The 22,755-nt window shown below is 56.1% G+C and carries 22 protein-coding genes and 1 tRNA gene; 13 read left to right on the forward strand and 10 right to left on the reverse strand.

The features are described 5' to 3' along the window. Positions 1 to 25 precede the first annotated feature (25 nt). Complete coding sequence (locus MKR05_RS15290) at positions 26 to 1,171, forward strand: porin (RefSeq protein ID WP_023288667.1); 1,146 nt, start codon at positions 26 to 28, stop codon at positions 1,169 to 1,171. Positions 1,172 to 1,288: 117 nt separating this feature from the next. Here the strand turns inward: MKR05_RS15290 and mnmH are convergent, their stop codons facing one another. From mnmH to ppiB, 6 genes are all read right to left on the reverse strand, one after another. After that, positions 1,289 to 2,365: a tRNA 2-selenouridine(34) synthase MnmH gene (mnmH, locus tag MKR05_RS15295; protein WP_238875285.1), complete on the reverse strand. Its 1,077-nt coding sequence runs from the start codon at positions 2,363 to 2,365 to the stop codon at positions 1,289 to 1,291. A 110-nt stretch (positions 2,366 to 2,475) separates the two neighbouring features. After that, positions 2,476 to 3,543: a 5-(carboxyamino)imidazole ribonucleotide synthase gene (gene purK / locus MKR05_RS15300; RefSeq protein ID WP_072413892.1), complete on the reverse strand. Its 1,068-nt coding sequence runs from the start codon at positions 3,541 to 3,543 to the stop codon at positions 2,476 to 2,478. After that, positions 3,540 to 4,049 (reverse strand): 5-(carboxyamino)imidazole ribonucleotide mutase, encoded by a 510-nt coding sequence (purE, locus tag MKR05_RS15305; RefSeq protein WP_004151322.1) that lies wholly within the window; start codon positions 4,047 to 4,049, stop codon positions 3,540 to 3,542. Before purE ends, purK begins: the two co-directional genes overlap by 4 nt. A gap of 96 nt (positions 4,050 to 4,145) precedes the next feature. Beyond that, positions 4,146 to 4,484 carry a hypothetical protein gene (locus MKR05_RS15310; RefSeq protein ID WP_072413891.1) on the reverse strand — a complete coding sequence of 113 codons (339 nt, stop codon included), beginning with the start codon at positions 4,482 to 4,484 and terminating at the stop codon, positions 4,146 to 4,148. A 107-nt stretch (positions 4,485 to 4,591) separates the two neighbouring features. Beyond that, positions 4,592 to 5,314, reverse strand: a complete 723-nt coding sequence (gene lpxH, locus MKR05_RS15315) for a UDP-2,3-diacylglucosamine diphosphatase (RefSeq protein WP_023288671.1) — start codon at positions 5,312 to 5,314, stop codon at positions 4,592 to 4,594. Between the two features lie 3 nt (positions 5,315 to 5,317). After that, on the reverse strand, positions 5,318 to 5,812 hold the full coding sequence (ppiB, locus tag MKR05_RS15320) for a peptidylprolyl isomerase B (protein ID WP_004151319.1): 495 nt from the start codon (positions 5,810 to 5,812) through the stop codon (positions 5,318 to 5,320). A gap of 175 nt (positions 5,813 to 5,987) precedes the next feature. Here ppiB and cysS point away from each other — a divergent pair, with 175 nt between their 5' ends. Beyond that, the gene (gene cysS / locus MKR05_RS15325; RefSeq protein ID WP_004204706.1) at positions 5,988 to 7,373 is read left to right on the forward strand and encodes a cysteine--tRNA ligase; all 1,386 of its coding nucleotides are present in this window, start codon (positions 5,988 to 5,990) and stop codon (positions 7,371 to 7,373) included. 45 nt (positions 7,374 to 7,418) lie between these two features. Here cysS and ybcJ read toward each other — a convergent pair whose 3' ends face one another. Then, positions 7,419 to 7,631, reverse strand: coding sequence for a ribosome-associated protein YbcJ (ybcJ, locus tag MKR05_RS15330; protein WP_023326826.1), 213 nt, complete (start codon positions 7,629 to 7,631; stop codon positions 7,419 to 7,421). Between the two features lies 1 nt (position 7,632). Next, positions 7,633 to 8,499: a bifunctional methylenetetrahydrofolate dehydrogenase/methenyltetrahydrofolate cyclohydrolase FolD gene (gene folD / locus MKR05_RS15335; RefSeq protein WP_004143017.1), complete on the reverse strand. Its 867-nt coding sequence runs from the start codon at positions 8,497 to 8,499 to the stop codon at positions 7,633 to 7,635. A gap of 340 nt (positions 8,500 to 8,839) precedes the next feature. Between folD and MKR05_RS15340 the strand changes: the two genes are divergently transcribed. The 3 genes from MKR05_RS15340 (at position 8,840) to uraH (ending at position 10,375) form a co-directional block, all read left to right on the forward strand. Continuing rightward, positions 8,840 to 8,916 (forward strand) — tRNA-Arg (locus tag MKR05_RS15340). A gap of 370 nt (positions 8,917 to 9,286) precedes the next feature. Continuing rightward, positions 9,287 to 9,580: a hypothetical protein gene (locus tag MKR05_RS15345; RefSeq protein WP_110243948.1), complete on the forward strand. Its 294-nt coding sequence runs from the start codon at positions 9,287 to 9,289 to the stop codon at positions 9,578 to 9,580. Positions 9,581 to 9,973: 393 nt separating this feature from the next. After that, positions 9,974 to 10,375 (forward strand): hydroxyisourate hydrolase, encoded by a 402-nt coding sequence (uraH, locus tag MKR05_RS15350; protein WP_008805473.1) that lies wholly within the window; start codon positions 9,974 to 9,976, stop codon positions 10,373 to 10,375. A gap of 78 nt (positions 10,376 to 10,453) precedes the next feature. Here uraH and MKR05_RS15355 read toward each other — a convergent pair whose 3' ends face one another. Next, positions 10,454 to 10,624 carry an ATP-NAD kinase gene (locus tag MKR05_RS15355; RefSeq protein ID WP_087827749.1) on the reverse strand — a complete coding sequence of 57 codons (171 nt, stop codon included), beginning with the start codon at positions 10,622 to 10,624 and terminating at the stop codon, positions 10,454 to 10,456. A 324-nt stretch (positions 10,625 to 10,948) separates the two neighbouring features. On the opposite strand from MKR05_RS15355, the gene MKR05_RS15360 reads away from it, so the two are divergent. Together MKR05_RS15360 and MKR05_RS15365 are read left to right on the forward strand one after the other, a co-directional pair. Beyond that, the gene (locus MKR05_RS15360) at positions 10,949 to 11,089 is read left to right on the forward strand and encodes a hypothetical protein (RefSeq protein WP_044521369.1); all 141 of its coding nucleotides are present in this window, start codon (positions 10,949 to 10,951) and stop codon (positions 11,087 to 11,089) included. Positions 11,090 to 11,134: 45 nt separating this feature from the next. Next, positions 11,135 to 12,439, forward strand: coding sequence for a citrate synthase (locus tag MKR05_RS15365; protein ID WP_238875283.1), 1,305 nt, complete (start codon positions 11,135 to 11,137; stop codon positions 12,437 to 12,439). Between the two features lie 72 nt (positions 12,440 to 12,511). On the opposite strand, the gene MKR05_RS15370 is transcribed toward MKR05_RS15365, so the two are convergent. Then, positions 12,512 to 13,378 carry a GNAT family N-acetyltransferase gene (locus MKR05_RS15370; protein ID WP_023288676.1) on the reverse strand — a complete coding sequence of 289 codons (867 nt, stop codon included), beginning with the start codon at positions 13,376 to 13,378 and terminating at the stop codon, positions 12,512 to 12,514. A 508-nt stretch (positions 13,379 to 13,886) separates the two neighbouring features. On the opposite strand from MKR05_RS15370, the gene MKR05_RS15375 reads away from it, so the two are divergent. The 6 genes from MKR05_RS15375 to dtpD all read left to right on the forward strand — a co-directional run bounded on the left by MKR05_RS15375 (position 13,887) and on the right by dtpD (position 22,504). After that, entirely contained in the window at positions 13,887 to 14,807 is a 921-nt protein-coding gene (locus tag MKR05_RS15375) for a Kdo(2)-lipid IV(A) acyltransferase (RefSeq protein ID WP_072422233.1), read from the forward strand. Positions 14,808 to 14,907: 100 nt separating this feature from the next. After that, positions 14,908 to 15,180, forward strand: a complete 273-nt coding sequence (locus MKR05_RS15380) for a DUF1471 domain-containing protein (protein WP_002892402.1) — start codon at positions 14,908 to 14,910, stop codon at positions 15,178 to 15,180. Positions 15,181 to 15,470: 290 nt separating this feature from the next. Further along, positions 15,471 to 17,039 (forward strand): lysine decarboxylation/transport transcriptional activator CadC, encoded by a 1,569-nt coding sequence (cadC, locus tag MKR05_RS15385; RefSeq protein WP_023288678.1) that lies wholly within the window; start codon positions 15,471 to 15,473, stop codon positions 17,037 to 17,039. A gap of 365 nt (positions 17,040 to 17,404) precedes the next feature. After that, entirely contained in the window at positions 17,405 to 18,739 is a 1,335-nt protein-coding gene (cadB, locus tag MKR05_RS15390) for a cadaverine/lysine antiporter (RefSeq protein ID WP_023288679.1), read from the forward strand. Positions 18,740 to 18,821: 82 nt separating this feature from the next. Beyond that, positions 18,822 to 20,969, forward strand: coding sequence for a lysine decarboxylase CadA (gene cadA, locus MKR05_RS15395; protein WP_023288680.1), 2,148 nt, complete (start codon positions 18,822 to 18,824; stop codon positions 20,967 to 20,969). Between the two features lie 59 nt (positions 20,970 to 21,028). Further along, positions 21,029 to 22,504 (forward strand): dipeptide permease DtpD, encoded by a 1,476-nt coding sequence (gene dtpD / locus MKR05_RS15400; RefSeq protein WP_044521382.1) that lies wholly within the window; start codon positions 21,029 to 21,031, stop codon positions 22,502 to 22,504. Positions 22,505 to 22,755 lie beyond the last annotated feature (251 nt).

Raw genomic sequence — 22,755 nt, forward strand, 5'->3', positions numbered from 1 at the left:
GTTGCTTATTAATCAAGGAAAAACTATGGCACACACAATAAAAACGCTGGCGATCTCGATCGGCGCAGCATTAGCGTTAACGTCATTGGCTGCCCACGCGGAGATCACCCTGCTAAAACAGGATCCGCAGGCGGGGGATCCGTTAAGCCGGCTTAACTTTACCGTCGGCGGAAGTATCCGCCCGCAGTTCAATATGATGACCGGCGACGGGGATAAAGGCTCCTATAAGCGCAACGGTTTCGACGGCGGCACCCGCTTCCGTTTCGCCGCGGACTACTATCTGTTCGATGATATTAGCTGGATCAGCTACTACGAGCTGGGGGTGAATATTCCGGCGCTGTTCGACTGGGATAATCACTACGCGGAAGGGGCGAACAATACCACCCGCCGCATGCTGTATACCGGCCTGAAAAGCGATACCTGGGGGACGTTAACCTACGGTCAGCAAAACAGTGTTTACTATGATGTGGTCGGGGTGAAAACCGATATCTGGGACTACGATATGATTGCCCAGGCGCCGGGCAACGGTATTAACGGCGATTACGATGGCTCTTATCGTTCCCGTAATATGCTGAAATATAAGAAAACCGTTGGCGATGTCGATCTTTACGGCTCCTATCTGTTCGAAGACAGCGAATACCTGCCGGGTAATGGTCTGCGCTATAAACGTAAAGGCGGCGGTTCTGTTGGCGCGGACTACCACATCATGAAGGATCTGACCTGGGGGACCGCGTGGAACTACACCCGCGCCGAAATGCGCGACCCGTCAAGTTCCGACAGCAAAACCTATGACCAGAACATCGTCGGTACCGCGCTGAGCTGGACCCCGGATAACTGGACTTTCTCCTTTGGCGGCGGCTGGTATCAGAACTTCCTCACTACCAAAAAAACCGATGTCCATAATTACTTCGCCGGCGACGCCTGGGGGATTGAATATTTTGCGGGCTATAAATTCCCGATCAATCAATATGCCGTTAAATCTATTCAGCCGTACTTTATGGGCGACCGTCTGGAATATGTGAACGGCCGTAACTACCAGCGTATTGATAACGGTCTGGGGATCAGCTTCCAGCTGGATTATGGTTTCCGCGTTGACTACGAGCACGTGTTTACCTCCAGCACCGACAACCTGGGCGATATGAACCTGGTGCGTCTGCGCTACGACTTCTAAGCGGTAACCATTCCCCGGTGACGCTGCGCTTACCGGGGCTACAGGTTCACCGCCGTCTGCGGACCCGTAGCCCGGCTAAGGCGTTTACGCCGCAAGCCGGGACAAGAGAGGGTGTGATTACTCCGCCAGCCAGGCGGCGACCTCCTGCCAGTTGCCGCGAAAAATAATCTTCCCGGCTTTTTTCCCCAACTGATAGCGATACATCGGGTCGTAGTATTCTTCCAGCAGCGGCACCAGCCAGGCGAAGTGCGCCTCGGTGCTGGTGGTGCGCTGCTGCTGCGCCAGCGCCTCATCGAGGCGTTCAGTGAGCTGAGCAAAACGCTGCAGTCCCAGGCGACGGCGGATGGCGAACAGGCCGTGATGCAGATACTCGCCATATGCCTGCCAGCCTTTCTCTTCGCCATAGGCGGCGATAAAGTCGCGATACATGCGATCGAAATACTCCTCGCGCAGCCGTTCGAGGCGAACGTCAAACGGATCTTCCACCACCGCCAGCGGCGATTGCGCCATGCGGATGCGCAGGCACTCCGGCAGATGGTTGGCGCCGATCATGTGGCCTTCATCTTCCAGCACCCAGCGCGTCTGCTGTTCGGCTTTTTTGAGCAGGCTAACCGCCAGATGGTTTTCAAAGGTGGCCTGCGGATGCTGCGGCTGTAGCGTGCGGCCAAACGAAGAGCCGCGGTGGTGGGCATGGCCTTCCAGATCGATACCGTCCGGGCGCGAGCAGACCAGCTGGGTTTTGCCGTTGCCGGTGCAGCCGCCAATCAGCACGATCGGTCGCTGTACCAGCGCGTCGGTGGCCTGGATCGCCGCCTGGCGCAGCGCTTTATAGCCGCCGACGATCAGGGGGTAATCCACACCAGCTTCTTTCAGCCACTGCTGGACGATATGCGAGCGCTGGCCGCCGCGAGCGCAGCACAGGAAACCGTGCGGGTAATGGGCGCACGCTTCCAGCCAGGCCTGGATCCGGCTGGCGCGCAGGTCGCCCTGGACCAGCTTATGGCCGAGCGCCAGCGCCGCTTCCGGCCCCTGGCGCTTGTAGCAGGTGCCAACCGCGGCGCGTTCTTCATCATTCATCAGCGGCAGGTTGATCGCCGCCGGCATCGCGCTTTGGCTAAACTCCACCGGGGCGCGCACGTCAATCAGTGGCGTATCGCTGGCGAGAATGGCGCGATAATCCGTCCCATTGGTCATGGGGTATCCTCTGAAGTCAAAACAGAAATGGGCTTTACAGCAAGGGGGGATTGTACGCGCCTCAAGGTGTGCCGGGGAAGGGGATAGATCAAATCCCCGGCACGAAGGGCTTAGCTGAGCTGCGCCTGCGCCCAGACGATACCGCTGGCGTATTCCGCTGGCAGCAGCGGCTTCAACGCTTCCAGCGTCGCGCTCAGACGGTCTGTATCGCTGTCGGTCAGGTTCAGGTGGCCGACTTTACGACCCGGGCGCACCTCTTTATCGTACCAGTGCAGGTGGACCAGCGGCAGCTTCAGCCAGTCGTAATTGAGATCGGTGCCGATCAGGTTGATCATTACCGACGGGCTGTTAACCACCGGCGGCGGCAGAGGAAGGTCTGTCATCGCTCGCAGATGCAGCTCAAACTGGCTGATGGAGGCGCCATTTTGCGTCCAGTGGCCGCTGTTGTGTACGCGCGGCGCCAGCTCGTTGATCAGCAGCCCCTCGGCGGTGACGAAGCACTCCATCGCCATCACGCCGACGTAGTTCAGCTCGTTCATGATCGCCGTCAGCATGCTTTCCGCTTGCTCCTGCTGGCGGGCATTGGCCTGCGGGAAGGCGACGCTGGCGCGCAGAATACCGTCCTGATGCAGGTTGCGGGTCAGCGGGTAGAAGACGGTGCTGCCGTCATGGGCGCGGGCGCCTACCAGCGACACTTCGCCGGAGAAGTTAATCCCCTGCTCGACGATGCACTCGCCGTAGTTATCGTCCGGTAGCTGATCGATCTCGTTTTCCCGCAGACGCCACTGGCCGCGGCCGTCGTAGCCGCCGACGCGACGCTTAACGATCGCCAGTTCGCCAAGGCGGGCAAACACCGCCGGCCACTCGCTTTTATCCGCCAGCAGCTGCCACGGGGCAGTGGCGAGGTCCAGCTTATCGAACAGCTGCTTTTGCGTCAGGCGATCGGCGATAATCGGGAAGACGTCGCGGTTGACGAACGCCGGGTGGCGGGCCAGCTCGCGGGTGAGGGCGGTTTCCGGCCAGCGTTCAATTTCTGCGGTGATGACGCTCTGCTGGAACGGCACCGCTTCCGGATCGGCTTCCAGCCCCACCGGCCAGACGGCGATACCCAGCGGCTCGCCGGCCTGGCGCAGCATACGGCCTAACTGGCCGTTACCGAGCACGCATACCTGTTTCATGCCGCACCCCGCGGGTCCGGGTTATCCAGCACTTCATCGGTTTGCGCCTGACGCCAGGCGCTCAGGCGCTGGTGGAGTTCAGCATCATGCTGGGCGAGGATCTGCGCGGCGAGCAGACCGGCGTTTGCAGCCCCGGCTTTGCCGATGGCCAGGGTACCGACCGGAATACCGCGCGGCATCTGCACAATGGAGTAGAGGCTGTCGACACCGCTTAAGGCCGCGCTCTGAACCGGTACGCCGAGCACCGGCACCAGGGTTTTCGCCGCAATCATGCCCGGCAGATGCGCCGCGCCGCCTGCCCCTGCAATAATCACCTGATAACCGTGGCTTTCGGCGCTTTCAGCGAAGCTGAACAGCTTATCGGGCGTGCGATGGGCGGAGACCACTTCGACATGGTACGGAACGTTCAGGGCATCAAGGATTTCTGCGGTAAACTGCATGGTAGCCCAGTCGCTTTTGGACCCCATCACGATGGCGATACGCGCCGAATTATTGCGGGAAGACATGCGTCTTAAAACTCCTGTGGGTGTGTTTCACACTGCTTTAGAGGCCACAGAGAATAGCATGAACTGCCGGCAAGGAAAACGGTTGCGTGCGCATGGTTAGCCGTCTTTTGTCTCGCTTATCGAGGACGGCGATCGCGGCTTATCGACACTTCTCTCATTCATGATACAGGTGATAAGCAGCACGAGCCCCCAGGGGAGCATCAGGGCGCCCATGATCAGTAAAAAGATCTGTACTGACCGGCTCTCGTGAGGGCGGGTGCAGAGCAAATAAATGGCATAGAAATAGATGGCCCACGCCAGCAGGGCGCACCAGACAAACGTCAGCGTGTTGCCGAGAGCGACGCCGATTAAGGCGATATAGCTTATCCCTAACGGATTGAGGAGCGCGAGGATCATTCCCCAGATCAGCGGCGGGCTCCACTTTTTCCTGTTCATGCTCGTTCCTTGAGAGTGATGTCGAGGAAGACTAGCATGCGGAATGCCGGGAGGCGCATACCTCCGCCCGGGCAAAAGGCGGTTTCGGAATTATGCTCGCGCAGGAATTAGAACGGAAAATAGAGCAGTTCGACGTCGTCCTGCGTCACCTTGACCATCGATCCTTCGCTGTGCCAGGCGCCAAGCACCACGCGCCATGCGGGCTGGCCGTTGGCCTGCAGGTCATGGACCGCCGGGCGATGGGTATGGCCGTGGATCAGCCACTGCACGTGATGCCGCTCCATCACGTCAACCACCGCCTGCGGATTCACATCCATAATTTCCATTGATTTGCTGCTGTTGGCGGCTTTGCTGTCGGCGCGCATGCGGGCGGCGATACGGCGGCGGATAAACAGCGGCAGGGCCAGGAACAGGCGCTGGATCCACGGGGTGTGGACTTTCGCGCGAAACGCCAGATAGCCCGGGTCATCGGTGCACAGCGTGTCGCCATGCATAATCAAGACTTCACGGCCATAGAGGTCCAGTCGCTCTTCTTCGGCGAGCAGGATCATCCCGCTCTGGCGGGCGAAGCGCTGGCCGACGAGAAAATCGCGGTTGCCGTGAATGAAGTAGCAGGGCACGCCGGCGTCGACGACGGCTTTGATTGCCGTAGCGATTTGCTGATGCAACGGGTTCGGATCGTCATCGCCGATCCATGCCTCGAACAGATCGCCAAGGATATACAGGGCGTCCGCCTGACGGGCTTCCCCCTGTAAAAAACGCAGAAAACCGGCGGTGATCGCCGGTTCTTCTGTTTGCAGGTGCAAATCTGCAATAAAAAGTGTCGCCACGAATTACTCGCTGACGGTGACGCTTTTGATGATCACATCGTCTTTCGGCACATCCTGGTGCATGCCGCTGCGGCCGGTGGCAACCGCTTTGATTTTATCAACCACGTCCATGCCTTCAACCACTTCCGCGAAGACGCAGTAGCCCCAGCCCTGCAGGCTTTCGCCGGAGAAGTTCAGGAAGTCGTTGTCAACCACGTTGATGAAGAACTGCGCGGTTGCAGAGTGCGGCGCCTGAGTACGGGCCATCGCCAGCGTGCCGCGGGTGTTTTTCAGACCGTTGTTCGCTTCGTTCTGAATCGGAGATTTGGTCGCTTTTTGTTTCATGCCAGGTTCAAAACCGCCGCCCTGAATCATGAAGCCGTTGATAACACGGTGGAAAATGGTGTTGTCGTAGAAACCTTCGCGGCAGTAGTCCAGGAAGTTTTTAACTGTTTCCGGCGCTTTGTCGTCAAACGTTTTGATTACGATATCGCCATGATTGGTGTGGAAAGTAACCATTTTTGCATCCTGTTCCGATGAGTGTGGTGCCAGCACCCGGTGTCGGGTGAGATATAGGGGGGTGTTATAGCATAACCGCGGGGGTCGATGCACCTTGCAATGTGTGCTGCTTCCTGTGTGAATTATGGGTATTATAGAGGCTTCATTACCCACACACGTCTACACGGAATCTTCGATGTTAAAAATTTTTAATACACTGACGCGCCAGAAAGAGGAATTTAAACCTATCCATGCCGGGGAAGTCGGCATGTACGTGTGTGGTATTACCGTTTACGATCTCTGTCACATCGGCCATGGGCGTACCTTCGTCTCCTTTGACGTTGTGGCGCGTTATCTGCGTTTTCTCGGCTATAAGCTGAAGTACGTGCGCAATATCACCGATATCGATGACAAAATCATTAAGCGCGCTAATGAAAACGGCGAAAGCTTTGTCGCGCTGGTCGATCGGATGATCGCCGAAATGCACAAGGATTTTGACGCCCTGAATATTTTGCGTCCCGACAGCGAGCCGCGCGCGACGCATCATATTGCGGAAATCATCGAGATTACCGAGCAGCTGATCGCCAAAGGCCATGCCTATGTGGCGGATAACGGCGACGTGATGTTCGATGTGCCGACGGACCCGAACTACGGTTTGCTGTCGCGTCAGGATCTCGATCAGCTGCAGGCGGGGGCGCGCGTCGACGTGGTTGACGTCAAGCGTAACCCGATGGACTTCGTTCTGTGGAAGATGTCGAAAGAGGGCGAGCCAAGCTGGCCGTCGCCGTGGGGCGCGGGCCGTCCGGGCTGGCATATCGAGTGCTCGGCGATGAACTGCAAACAGTTGGGCAACCATTTTGACATCCACGGCGGCGGTTCCGATCTGATGTTCCCGCATCACGAAAACGAAATCGCTCAGTCCACCTGCGCCCATGACGGCGAGTACGTTAACTACTGGATGCACTCCGGCATGGTGATGGTTGACCGCGAGAAGATGTCGAAATCGCTGGGCAACTTCTTTACCGTCCGCGACGTGCTGAAGTATTACGATGCGGAGACCATTCGCTACTTCCTGATGTCCGGCCACTATCGCAGCCAGCTGAACTACAGCGAAGAGAACCTCAAGCAGGCGCGCTCGGCGCTGGAGCGTCTGTACACCGCGCTGCGCGGGACGGACAAATCCGTCGACGCGGCGGGCGGCGAAGCCTTCGAAGCACGCTTTATCGAGGCGATGGACGATGACTTCAACACCCCGGAAGCCTACTCGGTGCTGTTCGATATGGCGCGCGAAGTAAACCGCCTGAAAACCGAGGACGCGGCCGCGGCGAACGCCATGGCGGCCCACCTGCGTAAGCTTGCGTCGGTGCTGGGGCTGCTGGAGCAGGAGCCGGACGCCTTCCTGCAGAGCGGCGCGCAGGCTGACGACGCGGAAGTGGCGGAAATTGAATCGCTTATCCAGCAGCGTCTGGACGCGCGTAAAGCGAAAGACTGGGCGGCGGCGGATGCGGCGCGCGATCGTCTTAACGAGATGGGGATCGTGCTGGAAGATGGCCCGCAGGGCACCACCTGGCGCCGGAAGTAAGTCATAAAAAAACGCCCGCTTAAGCGGGCGTTTTCCTTTTCGCGGTCAGGCCGTGACGGTTACGCTCTGGCCTTCAAAGCTCACCGTCTGACCGGCGACGATTTTGCAGCGTTTGCGGGTTTCCACCACGCCGTCGACTTTTACCAGCCCGTCGGCGATGGCGATCTTCGCCTGGGCGCCGCTTTCGCTCCAGCCTTCCAGCTTCAGCAGATCGCACAGCTCAACGTGCGGGTGTTTTCCTAAGGAAAATGTCGCCATCTCAGGCCTCCTCAACGTCGTGGTACTCTTCGCACGCCTGCAGCGTGTTCTGAATCAGGGTGGCGACGGTCATCGGGCCAACGCCGCCGGGCACCGGGGTGATGTAGGATGCGCGTTCAGCGGCATCTTCATACACCACGTCGCCGACCACTTTGCCGCTTTCCAGACGGTTAATGCCGACATCGACCACAATCGCCCCTTCTTTGATCCATTCGCCAGGAATAAAGCCCGGTTTACCCACCGCGACGATCAGCAGGTCGGCGTTTTCGACATGATGGCGCAGGTTTTTGGTAAAGCGGTGGGTGACGGTGGTGGTGCAGCCGGCCAGCAGCAGCTCCATGCTCATCGGGCGGCCGACGATATTGGACGCGCCAATGACCACCGCATTCAGGCCGTAGGTGTCGATATTGTAGCGCTCCAGCAGCGTCACGATACCGCGCGGGGTGCACGGCCGCAGGCGCGGCGCCCGCTGGCACAGGCGGCCAACGTTGTAAGGATGGAAGCCGTCGACGTCTTTATCCGGCGCGATGCGCTCGAGAACTTTGACGTTATCGATCCCTGCCGGCAGGGGCAGCTGAACCAGAATACCGTCGATGGTCTTATCGGCATTCAGGGTGTCGATAAGCTCCAGCAGCTCGGCTTCGCTGGTGGTTTCCGGGAGATCGTAAGAGCGGGAGACGAAGCCCACTTCTTCACATGCTTTGCGCTTGCTGCCGACATAAATCTGCGAGGCCGGGTTGCTGCCGACCAGCACGACGGCCAGCCCAGGGGCGCGTTTTCCGGCCGCAACGCGAGCCTTCACTTTTTCCGCAACCTCAGAGCGAACCTGCTGCGCAATCGTTTTACCGTCAATAATTTTTGCTGCCATCAGAGAGAGGATTCCATCTGTATCTTTACGAAAGGGGGATGAGGATATTTTGTCAGAAGCCGGCCTCGCTGTCAGTCCTCGTTTGATGTTTTATCCTGTCTGGGGCAAATTTAGCCGGTTTTTGACCCTTTTCATTGCATGGTTATTGGTGTATTGCGCCTGGCCACTCAGTCGATTTACTGGCGTAAGAGCCCCGGTGGTATGCTTCTTGTACAGTTGGCGGAGGATATTTCGCCAGCGTCGTATAAGCCCCGCAGTTTCCTGGCAAAATGGATTGACTCAACCGACGTGGACCGTATAATTCCAGGCGTTTCACTCCGCGAAGCACTCGCTTCTCAGGGCGCCCTTAGCTCAGCTGGATAGAGCAACGGCCTTCTAAGCCGTAGGTCACAGGTTCGAATCCTGTAGGGCGTGCCATTTTGAATCAAAACGTTATACCAATCTTCATCCAGACTATTTTCCTCTCTGTGTCGTCTTTGTGTCGCTGGCGGCAAAAATGGCGTCATTGTCTTGGAGCTAGCGTCTCACACGTTACTATCCTGGATAGCGATTTTCCGTAATCTGGTCGCCTTATTGATTAATTTCATTTTCTGAAAAATATTTCCGCATGCAATAAATGTTTGCAGGCAAATAATAAACAGGCTAATACTCTTCATAACTTTAATTTATGCTACCGGGGCTAGGTATCGCATTTTAAGCTGGCGCGAATGACAGTTGCTAAAGATCAATATTCAATGCTTTTTGAAAGCATACCCTCGATGTTCATCTTCGACCTGGAAAGATCCAAATGAACATCAAATTCGTCACCATCTCCGTATTCGCTGTTGTGTTTGTCTTTGCATCAGATATTTCTATCGCCAAACCGAATGCCTTAAGCGATGATCAGGTCAGGCAAAGAATTATTGATGACTCTGTCGCATCCTACCCCGGCACCTGTGCCTGTCCCTTCAATACCGCGCGGAACGGCAGCTCGTGCGGTGGCCGCAGTGCCTGGAGCAAAGCGGGTGGGTATTCACCCATTTGCTACAAGAAAGAGGTAACAAAGGAGATGGTGAAGGCGTGGCGACAAGAGAATCAATGATAATAATTAATATCTGCGCCAGGTGATTATTTCTACTGGAATAGTCGTTTAAATAATATTAAATGATTATTTCGAATACGGCAGGCCATTTTCAGTGAGCACTGTTCTGTTAGAGGGGGGAGAGGCCACGGCGTATATTCTTTAACCTTGTGATATTTGACCCGAGCTAATCTATTTCCCCTCTCTGACAGTTTAAGTGCCCCGTATCCTGTTACGCAGAGCACGGGGTTACTTACACATAAGACACTTCCTCTTCTCACGACAAAACCGGTTCGGCGTGTTGTGTATGGGGACAGTCCCCATCACCGCTATCTGATAACAAAAAGTTTAATTTTTTTCCCCGCCGCGCTGACTATAGTTAGGGCACTTTCACTTGCCCAAAAGGTCACGATTATGAAATTAGTTATCGCCTCCGTAATTTCCCTGCTCAGCTTCAGCGCGCTGGCGGCGCCAGAGGGCACGCTCAGCGTACACATTCTTAATCAGCAAACCGGGCTCCCTTCGCCGGGGGTGCAGATTGAGCTGGATAAGCAGCAAGGGGAGAGCTGGCAGCATATCGCCACCGGCAAAACGGATGCCGATGGGCGGATTAAATCGCTCTATCCGCAGGCGGAAAATATGGAGCCGGGGGTGTATAAAGTGACGTTTAAAACTGGTGACTATTTTAAAAGCCAAAACATGAATACGTTCTTCCCGGTGGTTCCGGTTATTTTCAATGTCACAAAGCAAAATCAAAAACTGCATATCCCGCTGCTGCTCAGTCAGTACGGATACTCTACCTACCGCGGCAGCTGATAACTCAAGCCGTTATCCAGCCAACGCCTGCGCGTCTCCCGCAGGCGTCACCCTTTCCCCGCACAACGACGCCCACGCCTAACGCTTGGTCTCTGTCTCTTTAAAATGGTTAACGGCTTCGTCGTACATCGCCAGCAGGCCGGAAATATCGCCTTCATATTGCGGCACGCGCTGGGCGCGAACGAGCTCAATTATCAGCGCATAGGCTGCTTCTTCCGGGGCCGCATGTGGGTTGATCAGTCCAGACATATCACCTCCTTAACAGTGGGCCTTTAGCTTACCCCTCGCCGGGAAACCGCAACAGCCTGATATGCGACCAGTACTTCTTGTATGACTCTGCTGAAACTTCAGAGGCGAAGACCACGGCGGAAATCCATTGAATGAGGCGTTATCCAGGCCACTGGCGTGGCGGTTAGCACTGCGTCTACACCGGTAGCAGGCTCATCATCAGCCAGGCGATAGCGATGCAGATGAGGGTCATCGACAGCACAAAATTCATGGTAGCTCCTCTTCATCCTTTCTTTACTCAGCGTAAATTTTGACAGCGCTGATCGCCTTTATCCTTGGCGATTTGTGCCGCTATCCAGCGGTGGGGTGGGGAAAGACGGCCTGTTTCCCCGGGCAGGCCAGCAAAATATCCTCTTTGTCAGCGTTATAGTGATGACATCAATGAATAAGCTGCATCACATTGGTTATGTTGGTCTTTCCGCCTGAAGAATGACTTCAGGTCGCTGATAAGCTGCTGGGGGAACTGACAGGATGAGCACCACACCGTTAACGCTTTCTATTGCCGGGCAACCGACGCCCATCACCCTGCCGCAGGTGCCGGGAAGCCGGGGCCATGTGGGGGTCGACATACGCGAGCTGAATCAGTCCGGATTCTGCAGCTACGACCCCGGCTTCGCTAACACCGCCGGATGCCAGTCGGCGATCTCGTGGATCGATACGGAAAACAGCGTGCTGCTGCACCGCGGCTATCCGGTGGACCAGCTGGCCCGCCAGTGTGATTTTCTCGAGGTGGCGTACATTATGCTGCGGGGCGACGCGCCGGATGAGGCCAGCTATCAAACGTTTCGCGAAACCATCACCCGCCATACCCTGGTGCATGAGCAGATAGCCCGCATGTGCAGTGGCTTTCGTCGCGATTCGCACCCGATGGCGCTGATGTGCGCCCTGGTGGGGGCGCTGGCGGCGTTCTATCATGATGTCCTGGATGTGGAAAATCCGGAGCACCGGGCGCTGGCCGCCACGCGGCTGCTGTCGAAAATGCCCACTATCGCCGCCATGAGCTACAAGTACACCATCGAACAACCCGCCGCGTATCCGCGCAACGATCTCTCCTATGCCGGCAATTTCCTACAGATGCTGTTTGCTATCCCGGCCGAGAAGTACGTCCTCAATCCGGTCATCGAACAGGCGATGAACCAGATCCTGGTCCTGCATGCCGATCACGGGCAGTGCGCCTCCACCACCACGGTACGCGCGGCGGGCTCCTCCGGGGCGAACTTATTCGCCTGCGTCGCCGCCGGGCTAGCGTCGCTGTGGGGACCGATGCACGGCGGCGCCAATGAGTCGAGCATGCGGATGCTGGAAGAGATTGAAAGCGTCGATCAGGTTCCGGCGTTTCTGCGTCAGGCAAAACGCGACCCGCAGGCATTTCGCCGCCTCGGTTTTGGCAACTCACGCTACCGTCACCGCGACCCGCGCGCCGATATCCTGCGTGAAACCAGCCATCGGGTACTGGCGGAGGTAGGAATGTCCGACCGTCTGCTGCAGGTGGCGATGGCCCTTGAGGACGTGGCGCTGACCGACCCCTACTTTGTGGAAAATGGCCTGTCGCCGAGCGTGGATTTTTATACCGCGGTGATCCTCAAGGCGATGAATCTGCCTTCGTCGATGTTTGCGGTGGTCACCGCCGTCGGACGGACGGTCGGCTGGGTGGCGCACTGGAACGAGATGCACCAGGCGCCGCTGACCATCTACCGGCCACGGCAGATTTATGTTGGCGAGGACTATCGGAATTACGTCTCACGGCGCGGCGAGCCGCCGAGCGACTCGCGTTAACAGCGGGCGAGGCGAACGCCAGCGCGACCTTCGTGGTGACCTATAACTGATCGGCCTGACGGCGCGGCGCCGTCAGGCATGCGCCAGTAAAGGAAACATCAACTTCCTGTCTTTAAACAGGTTTTCCTTGTGGTCATAGACAAAGAGGATATCTTCTCCCTCAATCTTCTCGTACTCGCCGAGCCGGTCTTCATTGGGGGTAAAACCGAGGATGGCCTGGTAAACATGGTCATCGGCCAGCTCGTTGACCAGCGTCGACAGGCTTTTGCCCGTGTCGCAGAACAGGTCAAAGCAGATCAGCACCGGGCCGTTTTGCATGGCGATAACCACCGCCTCATTTTTTGCCGAATAGTAAACGAAATGCTTCATAAAGGCGGAGCAGTAAAACATCAGCAGGCCAAAGTTGTGCTCCACCCGCAGCGGTGAGAACGGGTTGGATTTTTCATAGTAATGGCGGAGCAGGGCGACATCGTCCGCGCGGTCCATATCCAGTTTGCGAAAATCACCGGCGCGCGGAGAGACCGGCATAATATATTGATGCTCTTCGCTGCGGGTGAAACCAAATTTGGGGTAAAAATCCACCGTGGTGGGATTGGCAAATAAAAAGAAGGCGTCCGCCTCCTGCTGCCAGTCCTGCAGGATGTGATGGATAAGCTGACCGGCTAGTCCCTTATTACGGTGGTCCGGTTCGGTCATCACGGTGCCAATCTGAATATAACGCCGGGGTTCGCCCTGCCAGCGCAGATCGATGATGTTGGCCGAGGCGTTAGCGATAATTTTATTACGTTCGACAAAGGCGTAGGGGATATAGGCGTCAGTCCAGTAACCTTGTTGATACCACTCTTCAAAAGACAGGTCGAAAGTCTTAACGGCAAGGTCAATGAAGCTTTTTCTTAATGTGTTATTTTCTCTGACTTGCTTCACTAATTGATAATTCATTGTCATAGTTCCTTCTCACTATGGCTTCTGAAAGCGACGACGTCGGCAAAGGCACTTGCGTCGAATGAGCGCTGTAAACGTAGCATATCTGGGAAAAGGATCCGCATTGGTGATGCTTAACCTTTGCCCGAGTCACAAATAACCGCATGCTGGCCATGTTAGACCGGGCGAAACGGCCTGTTTGCGTTGGCTATCGCCATAATAAAGCGTGAGTAAAAAGGCATTGAGCGAGAGGCTGAGGATAAGGTACTGGCGATTTTATCGGCAATCGGCCGCGTCGTAGAGGTTAGGTTTATTTATTTATGCACAAATCAGGAAATTTTACGCTAAGTGTCTAATACGAGAGTAACCCCAGCGCAAGGGCTGAAATTATCATGGAATCGGCTTATAATAACGCGCTTTGTGACTGAGTATTACCGCACGAATTGGAAAAATATAACCTGCAGGATCCGCTACTTTATTTCGCGGTTTTTGCTCAGCTATTATTGAGTGAATTAACAGGATTACTATGTCAAATTTACCCAAATTTTCCCGCGCGCTATTGCACCCGCGTTACTGGCTATTATGGCTGGGAATTGGCTTGTTATGGCTGCTGGTGCAATTACCGTATCCGGTGATCTACCGACTGGGCACGGCGCTCGGGCGGCTGGCAATGCGGGTGATGAAAAGTCGCGCGCGGATTGCCAGACGTAATCTGGAACTCTGTTTTCCCGCGATGAGCGTCGCCGAGCGTGAGGCGCTGCTGGTGAAAAACTTTGAATCGCTGGGCATGGGGCTGATGGAGACCGGCATGGCCTGGTTCTGGCCGACGCACCGGGTGGCGCGCTGGACCGAGACCAGCGGCGTGAACGAAGTGGTCGACCTCCTCGAACAAAAGCAGGGCATCTTACTGATCGGCATTCATTTTCTCACCCTCGAGATGGGGGCGCGGATGTATGGCATGTTTACCCCGGGCATCGGCGTCTACCGGCCCAATGATAACCAGCTGATTGACTGGCTGCAGACCTGGGGACGCTTGCGCTCGAACAAGACCATGCTGGATCGAAAAAATCTGAAAGGGATGGTCAGGGCGCTGAAAGAGGGGGAGATCCTCTGGTACGCGCCGGATCATGATTACGGCCCGGCCAGCAGCGTTTTTGCGCCGCTGTTTGCCGTCGAGCAGGCGGCGACCACCACCGGCACCTGGATGCTGGCGAAAATGTCCGGGGCGACGATTGTGCCGTTTGTTCCCCGACGCAAGCCCAACGGTAGGGGATATGAATTGATCTCCCTGACGCCGGAGCGCACGCCGCCGCTGGCAAGCGCCGAGGTGACGGCGGCGTGGATGAACCAGATTATCGAACAGTGCATCCTGATGGCGCCCGAGCAATATATGTGGCTGCACCGGCGTTTTAAGACCCGCCCGGAAGGGGTGCCGCCGCGTTACTAAACGCTGCGGCCGAAAAATCAGCGCATCGGTAGCACGCTTAGTAAATCGCCGTCTATACTGAAAGGGCCTGACTGAAGGCCTATTCCAAGGAGATTTTAGGATGAAAAAAGTGATAGTCGCGTTAGCCCTTTCAGCCGTTGCATTTGGCGCCTCCGCCGCGCAGTTGATCACCAAAGAAGAAGTGAAACACTTCAAACTGACCAAGGTCGGACCGATCTCGGTGGGGCCGTCCGGCGGTGAGTTCTCTTCGCCCTCCGATCTGCACGATCAGCTCTCTAAGCTGGCCGATGAGAAAGGCGGAAAGTACTACGTGATTACTGCTGCGCGTGAGCATGGCCCTAACTTTGAAGCCACAGCGGAAGTGTATAAATAATCGATTGTGCCGCTGCCGTAACGGCACGCCACTGACTGAGCCTGGAGCGCGTTACGCCTCCGGGCTTATTTTTTTTCCGCCGCCCGCGTTCCACCGGCTAAGCGACAGCGAAAACGCATTTTTATCGCTATATATAGTTTTGATGATCACGATGTTAATGAAATATTGCTTTTTATTGTCGCTAAAAGGCGAATTCCAGCCTAATGCCTGAGGGAGTGACCCCTGGCAAAAATAGGTAGGACAAATGTGTTATCATCGCGCCTTTCCCTTTTTGTCTGGGGCTTTCTTGTATGCTACAACCTGTTGTTCGCGTCGGTGAATGGCTGGTAACCCCCTCTGTAAACCAAATCAGCAGGAAGGGGCGCCAGCTTACCCTTGAACCGCGTTTAATCGACCTTCTGGTCTTTTTTGCTCGCCATCCGGGGGAAGTGCTTAGCCGGGACGAGCTTATCGAAAACGTCTGGACCCGGAACGTTGTGACCAGCCACGTCGTCACGCAGAGTATTTCCGAACTGCGCAAGTCGCTCAAAGACGGCGACGACGTTAGCCTTGAGTACATCGCGACGGTACCCAAACGGGGGTATAAGCTCACGGTGCCGGTGATCTGGTGCACCGAAGAGGGGGAGGAACTCGCCCCGCAGATGGAGGCGCTGACGCCTTCGCCATCGGTCGCCGCTCCCGCGCCGCCGGCTGCCGGTGCGCCGCCGGACGCGCCCATCTCCACCGCCGCTCCCGCCGCGCCAGCTTCCGCGCCGACAGGTGCCAGCGCGCCGTCAGTGCGTAAACGGCTCACCACCGCCCTGGTGTGGGGGCTGTTTCTGCTGGCGCTGGGCACCTGCGTGGCGCTGGTGGCGCTGTCGAGCATGGAATCGCGGCCGCCGGTCAACAAGGCGCGCCTGCTACTCAACCCGCGCGATATCGATATCCACCTGGTCAATGGTAACTCCTGCGCCAACTGGTCTTCGCAGCACTCCTACGCGGTCGGCCTGGCCAGCCTGATCACCACCTCGCTGAACACCTTCTCGACCTTTATGGTGCATGACAAAACAGACTACAACATCAATGAGCCGAGCAGTTCCGGTAAAACGCTGACCATTGAATTCGTCAATCAGCGCCACTACCGGGCGCAGCAATGCTTTATGTCGGTCCAGCTGGTGGATAACGCCGACAGCTCGACGATGCTCGATAAGCGCTACTTTGTGACCAATGACAACCAGCTCACCATCCAGAACGATCTGATGAACAGCCTGTCGGACGCGCTGGCGCAGCCGTGGCCGGCGCGAATGCAGGCGATGCTCAGGCAATATCAGCCCTCGCAAAGCGTGGCGTTAACCTATTTCTACCAGTCGCATCAGCTGTTAATGAAGGGCGATGTTGACTCATTAAGCAAGGCCAGCAGCCTGCTGGATGATGTGATTAAGCGGGCGCCTGATTTTATTTACGCGTATGCCGAAAAAACGCTGGTGGATGTATTACGCCATTCGCAACAGCCGCTGGATGATAAACAACTGGCAGCCCTTTACAGCGAAGTTGAGCGGGTAGGGGAGATGCCGGGTATAAAAGATATGGCGATTTATTATCAAATAAACGCAGTGGATTTGCTGGGGAAAGGAAAAGTTGACGAAGCGAACACAGCGATTAACCATGCGATCGATTTAGAGATGTCGTGGCTGAATTATGTGCTGTTAGGAAAAGTCTATGAGATGAAAGGTGAGAACCGGCTGGCAGCGGATTCTTACATTACGGCGTTTAATTTACGACCCGGTGGAGACACATTGTACTGGATTGAAAACGGAGTTTTCCAGACGTCGGTCAACCGGGTTGTTCCGTATCTCGATAATTTCCTCTCTTCAGAATAAGTAAACCCTCATCATGTGAAAGGTTTTTGGCATGGTGAGGTTAAATTTATGTTTCTCATGAAGCCTCCTGTTGTTATTTATATTTAGCGTTCAGGAGGCTTTGAATAACAGTTCAGTAACACATCACATTTCATCTAAGTTCATGTAAAACAACAATGTTTATCTTTTTCTGACACCCTGCTGTCATGTTTATATGTTAAGCGAAAAAGGTCAAAATATCATTTGTCTGATGTTTGTTGTTATTTCACTTTATCTTTAGGACTTATCTCGTACAAATCAGTAATCTTGTTGGCAGTTGGTCGGGTCAATTAATGGTTCTGTATCATGATCTGTACCTCCCAAATAAACTTAGGAGAAAAACAACCATGAGTTCTGCCAAGAAGATCGGGCTATTTGCCTGTACCGGTGTCGTCGCCGGTAATATGATGGGGAGCGGTATTGCATTATTACCTGCGAACCTGGCCAGCATCGGTGGTATTGCCATTTGGGGCTGGGTAATTTCAATTATTGGTGCGATGTCTCTGGCTTATGTTTATGCCCGACTGGCCACTAAAAACCCGCAGCAGGGTGGTCCCATTGCTTACGCAGGGGAAATATCTCCGGCATTCGGTTTCCAGACCGGTGTACTTTATTATCACGCAAACTGGATTGGTAACCTGGCTATCGGGATTACCGCAGTTTCTTATCTGTCTACGTTCTTCCCTATTTTAAATAACCCGGTGCCAGCAGGGATTGCCTGTATTGCCATCGTGTGGATCTTTACTTTCGTTAATATGCTCGGCGGGACCTGGGTCAGCCGTCTGACCACCATTGGTCTGGTGCTGGTGCTTATTCCGGTAGTCATGACCGCGGTCGTCGGCTGGCACTGGTTTGATGTCGCTACCTATCAGGCGAACTGGAACACCTCCAGCACCACCGATAGCCACGCGGTCATCAAAAGTATCCTGCTCTGCCTGTGGGCCTTCGTTGGCGTAGAATCCGCCGCCGTGAGTACCGGGATGGTGAAAAACCCGAAACGTACCGTGCCGCTGGCCACCATGCTGGGTACCGCGATGGCCGGTATCGTCTACATCGCCGCGACTCAGGTTATCGCCGGTATGTATCCTGCTTCTCAGATGGCAGCGTCCGGTGCGCCGTTCGCGATTAGCGCCTCCACCATCCTTGGCGGCTGGGCTGCGCCGATGGTATCCGCTTTCACCGCCTTCGCCTGCCTGACGTCTTTGGGCTCGTGGATGATGCTGGTTGGCCAGGCGGGTGTGCGTGCCGCCAACGATGGCAACTTCCCGAAAGTGTATGGCGAAGTCGATAGCAACGGTATCCCGAAAAAAGGCCTGCTGCTGGCCGCGGTGAAAATGACCGCGCTGATGGTGCTGATTACCCTGATGAACTCCGCCGGTGGTAAAGCCTCTGACCTGTTCGGCGAACTGACCGGTATCGCGGTACTGCTGACCATGCTGCCTTACTTCTACTCCTGTGTTGACCTGATTCGTTTCGAAGGCATCAACATCCGTAACTTCGTCAGCCTGATTTGTTCGGTACTGGGTTGCGTGTTCTGCTTCATCGCGCTGATGGGCGCAAGCTCCTTCGAACTGGCCGGCACCTTTATCGTTAGCCTGATTATCCTGATGTTCTACGGTCGCAAAATGCACCAGCGCCAGAGCAACGCATCGGATAGCAACAGCCCCGCTAACGCGCACTAATCAGTAACCCTTTTTCCTGAGGCTCCTTCCATCACCTGTCATAGCGCGACGGGAGGGGCTTTCTACATCTGGAGATTTGACTATGAACGTTATTGCAATCATGAATCACATGGGGGTTTACTTCAAAGAAGAACCCATCCGTGAACTGCATCGTGCTCTCGAACGCCTGGACTTCCGCATTGTCTACCCGAACGACCGTGACGACTTATTAAAACTGATCGAAAACAACTCTCGTCTGTGCGGCGTGATCTTCGACTGGGATAAATACAATCTCGAGCTGTGCGAAGAAATCAGCAAAATGAACGAGTACATGCCGCTGTATGCGTTCGCTAACACCTACTCCACGCTGGACGTTAGCCTGAACGATCTGCGCATGCAGGTTCGCTTCTTCGAATATGCGCTGGGCGCTGCGGAAGATATCGCGAACAAAATCAAACAGAACACTGACGAATACATCGACACCATTCTGCCGCCGCTGACCAAAGCGCTGTTCAAATATGTGCGTGAAGGCAAATACACCTTCTGTACCCCGGGCCACATGGGCGGTACCGCCTTCCAGAAAAGCCCGGTAGGCAGCATCTTCTACGATTTCTTTGGCTCCAACACCATGAAATCCGATATCTCGATTTCAGTTTCTGAACTCGGTTCCCTGCTGGACCACAGCGGCCCGCACAAAGAAGCGGAAGAGTATATCGCTCGCGTATTTAACGCCGAGCGCAGCTACATGGTGACCAACGGCACCTCGACCGCCAACAAAATCGTCGGTATGTACTCCGCGCCGGCCGGCAGCACCGTGCTGATTGACCGTAACTGCCACAAATCGCTGACCCATCTGATGATGATGAGCGACATTACGCCGATCTACTTCCGTCCGACCCGTAACGCCTACGGCATCCTCGGCGGTATCCCGCAGAGCGAATTCCAGCACGCGACTATCGCCAAGCGTGTGAAAGAGACGCCGAACGCGACCTGGCCGGTACACGCCGTTATCACCAACTCGACTTACGATGGTCTGCTGTACAACACTGACTTCATCAAGAAAACCCTGGATGTGAAATCCATCCACTTTGACTCCGCATGGGTGCCTTACACCAACTTCTCGCCGATCTATGAAGGCAAATGCGGGATGAGCGGCGGCCGCGTCGAAGGGAAAGTGATTTACGAAACCCAGTCCACGCACAAACTGCTGGCGGCGTTCTCTCAGGCATCGATGATCCACGTGAAAGGCGATGTTAACGAAGAGACCTTTAACGAAGCCTACATGATGCATACCACCACCTCCCCGCACTACGGGATCGTGGCGTCCACCGAAACCGCGGCGGCGATGATGAAAGGCAACGCCGGTAAGCGCCTGATCGACGGCTCTATCGAACGCTCCATCAAGTTCCGTAAAGAGATCAAACGTCTGAAAGGCGAGTCTGACGGCTGGTTCTTCGACGTATGGCAGCCGGAACATATCGACGGTCCTGAATGCTGGCCGCTGCGCTCCGACAGCGCATGGCACGGTTTCAAAAACATCGACAACGAGCACATGTATCTCGACCCGATCAAAGTCACTCTGCTGACCCCGGGGATGAAGAAAGACGGCACCATGGATGAGTTCGGTATTCCGGCCAGCATCGTGGCGAAGTATCTCGACGAACACGGCATCGTGGTGGAGAAAACCGGTCCGTACAACCTGCTGTTCCTGTTCAGCATCGGTATCGACAAAACCAAAGCGCTGAGCCTGCTGCGTGCGCTGACCGACTTCAAACGCGCGTTCGACCTGAACCTGCGGGTGAAAAACATGTTGCCGTCGCTGTACCGTGAAGATCCTGAATTCTATGAAAACATGCGTATTCAGGACCTGGCGCAGAACATTCACAAACTGGTTGAGCATCACAACCTGCCGGACCTGATGTTCCGCGCGTTTGAAGTGCTGCCATCCATGGTGATGACCCCGTATGCCGCGTTCCAGAAAGAGCTGCACGGTCAGACGGAAGAAGTGTACCTCGAAGAGATGGTCGGCCGCGTCAATGCCAACATGATCCTGCCGTATCCTCCGGGAGTGCCGCTGGTCATGCCGGGTGAAATGATCACCGAAGAGAGCCGTCCGGTGCTGGAGTTCCTGCAGATGCTGTGCGAAATCGGCGCCCACTATCCGGGCTTCGAAACCGATATCCACGGCGCCTATCGTCAGGCGGATGGTCGTTACACCGTTAAAGTACTGAAAGAAGAGAATAACAAGTAATAGACGCACATCAGGGAAGTGGCTTGCCACTTCCCTTTTTCACGCTGCAAGGAGAACACATGAAAACACCCTCACAGCCGCGCGCGATTTACTACATCGTTGCGATCCAGATCTGGGAGTACTTCAGCTTTTACGGCATGCGCGCCTTACTCATCCTCTACCTCACCCACCAGCTTGGCTTCGACGACAGCCACGCCATCAGCCTGTTCAGCGCTTACGCCTCTCTGGTTTACGTTACCCCTATTCTTGGCGGCTGGCTTGCCGACCGCCTGCTCGGCAACCGCACGGCGGTGATTGCCGGGGCGCTGTTGATGACCCTCGGCCACGTGGTGCTGGGCGTTGAGTCGACCTCCGCATGGAGCCTGTACGTCGCGCTGGCGATCATTATCTGCGGCTACGGCCTGTTCAAATCCAATATCAGCTGCCTGCTTGGCGAACTTTACGCCCACGACGATCCGCGTCGCGACGGCGGCTTCTCGCTGCTGTACGCCGCCGGCAACGTCGGCTCCATCGCCGCGCCCATCGCCTGCGGGCTGGCGGCTCAGTGGTACGGCTGGCATATCGGCTTCGCCCTGGCGGGGATCGGGATGTTCATCGGCCTGATGATTTTCTTAAGCGGCAGCCGCCACTTCCGGCATACCCGCGGCGTCGATAAACCGGCGCTGCGGGCGGTGAAATTCGTGCTGCCGACCTGGGGCTGGCTGCTGGTGATGCTCTGCCTGGCGCCGGTGTTCTTCACGCTGCTGCTGCAAAACAACTGGTCCGGCTATCTGCTGGCGGTCGTCTGCCTGTTCGCCGCCCAGATGGTGGCGCGGATCATGATCAAAGCCCCGGAGCATCGTCGCGCGCTGTGGCAGATCGTCCTGCTGATGCTTGCCGGGACGCTGTTCTGGGTGCTGGCGCAGCAGGGGGGAAGCTCGATTAGCCTGTTTATCGATCACTTTGTTAACCGCCGCCTGCTGAACTGGGACGTGCCGACGGCGCTGTTCCAGTCGGTTAACGCGGTGGCGGTGATGGCGGCCGGCGTGGCGCTGGCGTGGCTGATGCGCCCGGAAGGCAGCGCGCGTTCGGTGCTGCGCGTCTGGTTGAAATTCGCTTTTGGCCTGCTGCTGATGGGCGGCGGCTTTATGCTGCTGGCGCTCAACGCCCGCCACGGCGCCGCTGAGGGTCAGGCCTCGATGGGCATGATGGTCGCTGGACTGGCGATGATGGGCTTTGCCGAACTGTTTATCGACCCGGTCGCGATGGCGCAAATCACCCGCCTGAACATGCCCGGCGTCACCGGGGTATTGACCGGTATTTATATGCTGGCCACCGGCGCGGTGGCCAACTGGCTGGCCGGCGTGGTCGCCCAGCAGACCACTGAATCGCAAATCAGCGATACGGCGATTGCCGCCTATCAGCATTTCTTCTCGCAGATGGGGGAATGGACCCTCGGCTGCGTGGCGGTGATGGTGGTTATCGCCTTTGCCGCAGCCTGTAGCGTCGGCAAACGCCGCGCGGCGGCTGGCGAGCTCCCCGGCGGCGGCGCCTAGCCCCGTCTGGCGACAGGTCCGGCTTACCGGGCTACAAAATCGTGCTGTCTGGTAGCCCGGCTAAGGCGTTTACGCCGCGAGCCGGGGATCGGTAACCCCAACAGTGGAGCGCAAAGCCGCTCCTTGCACCGTTTACTGAACAGGAGGAGGATATTCTGGCAGGCGCGGAAGCCAACGATAAAAAATACCGTTAGTGAAGGCATAGCTGAGTGAGATCAGCTTGAAGAGAAGCCAGATTCGTTACTCTTGTT

The organism is Klebsiella sp. K5-204 (assembly GCF_030128585.1).
GTDB classification, from domain to species: domain Bacteria; phylum Pseudomonadota; class Gammaproteobacteria; order Enterobacterales; family Enterobacteriaceae; genus Klebsiella; species Klebsiella quasipneumoniae.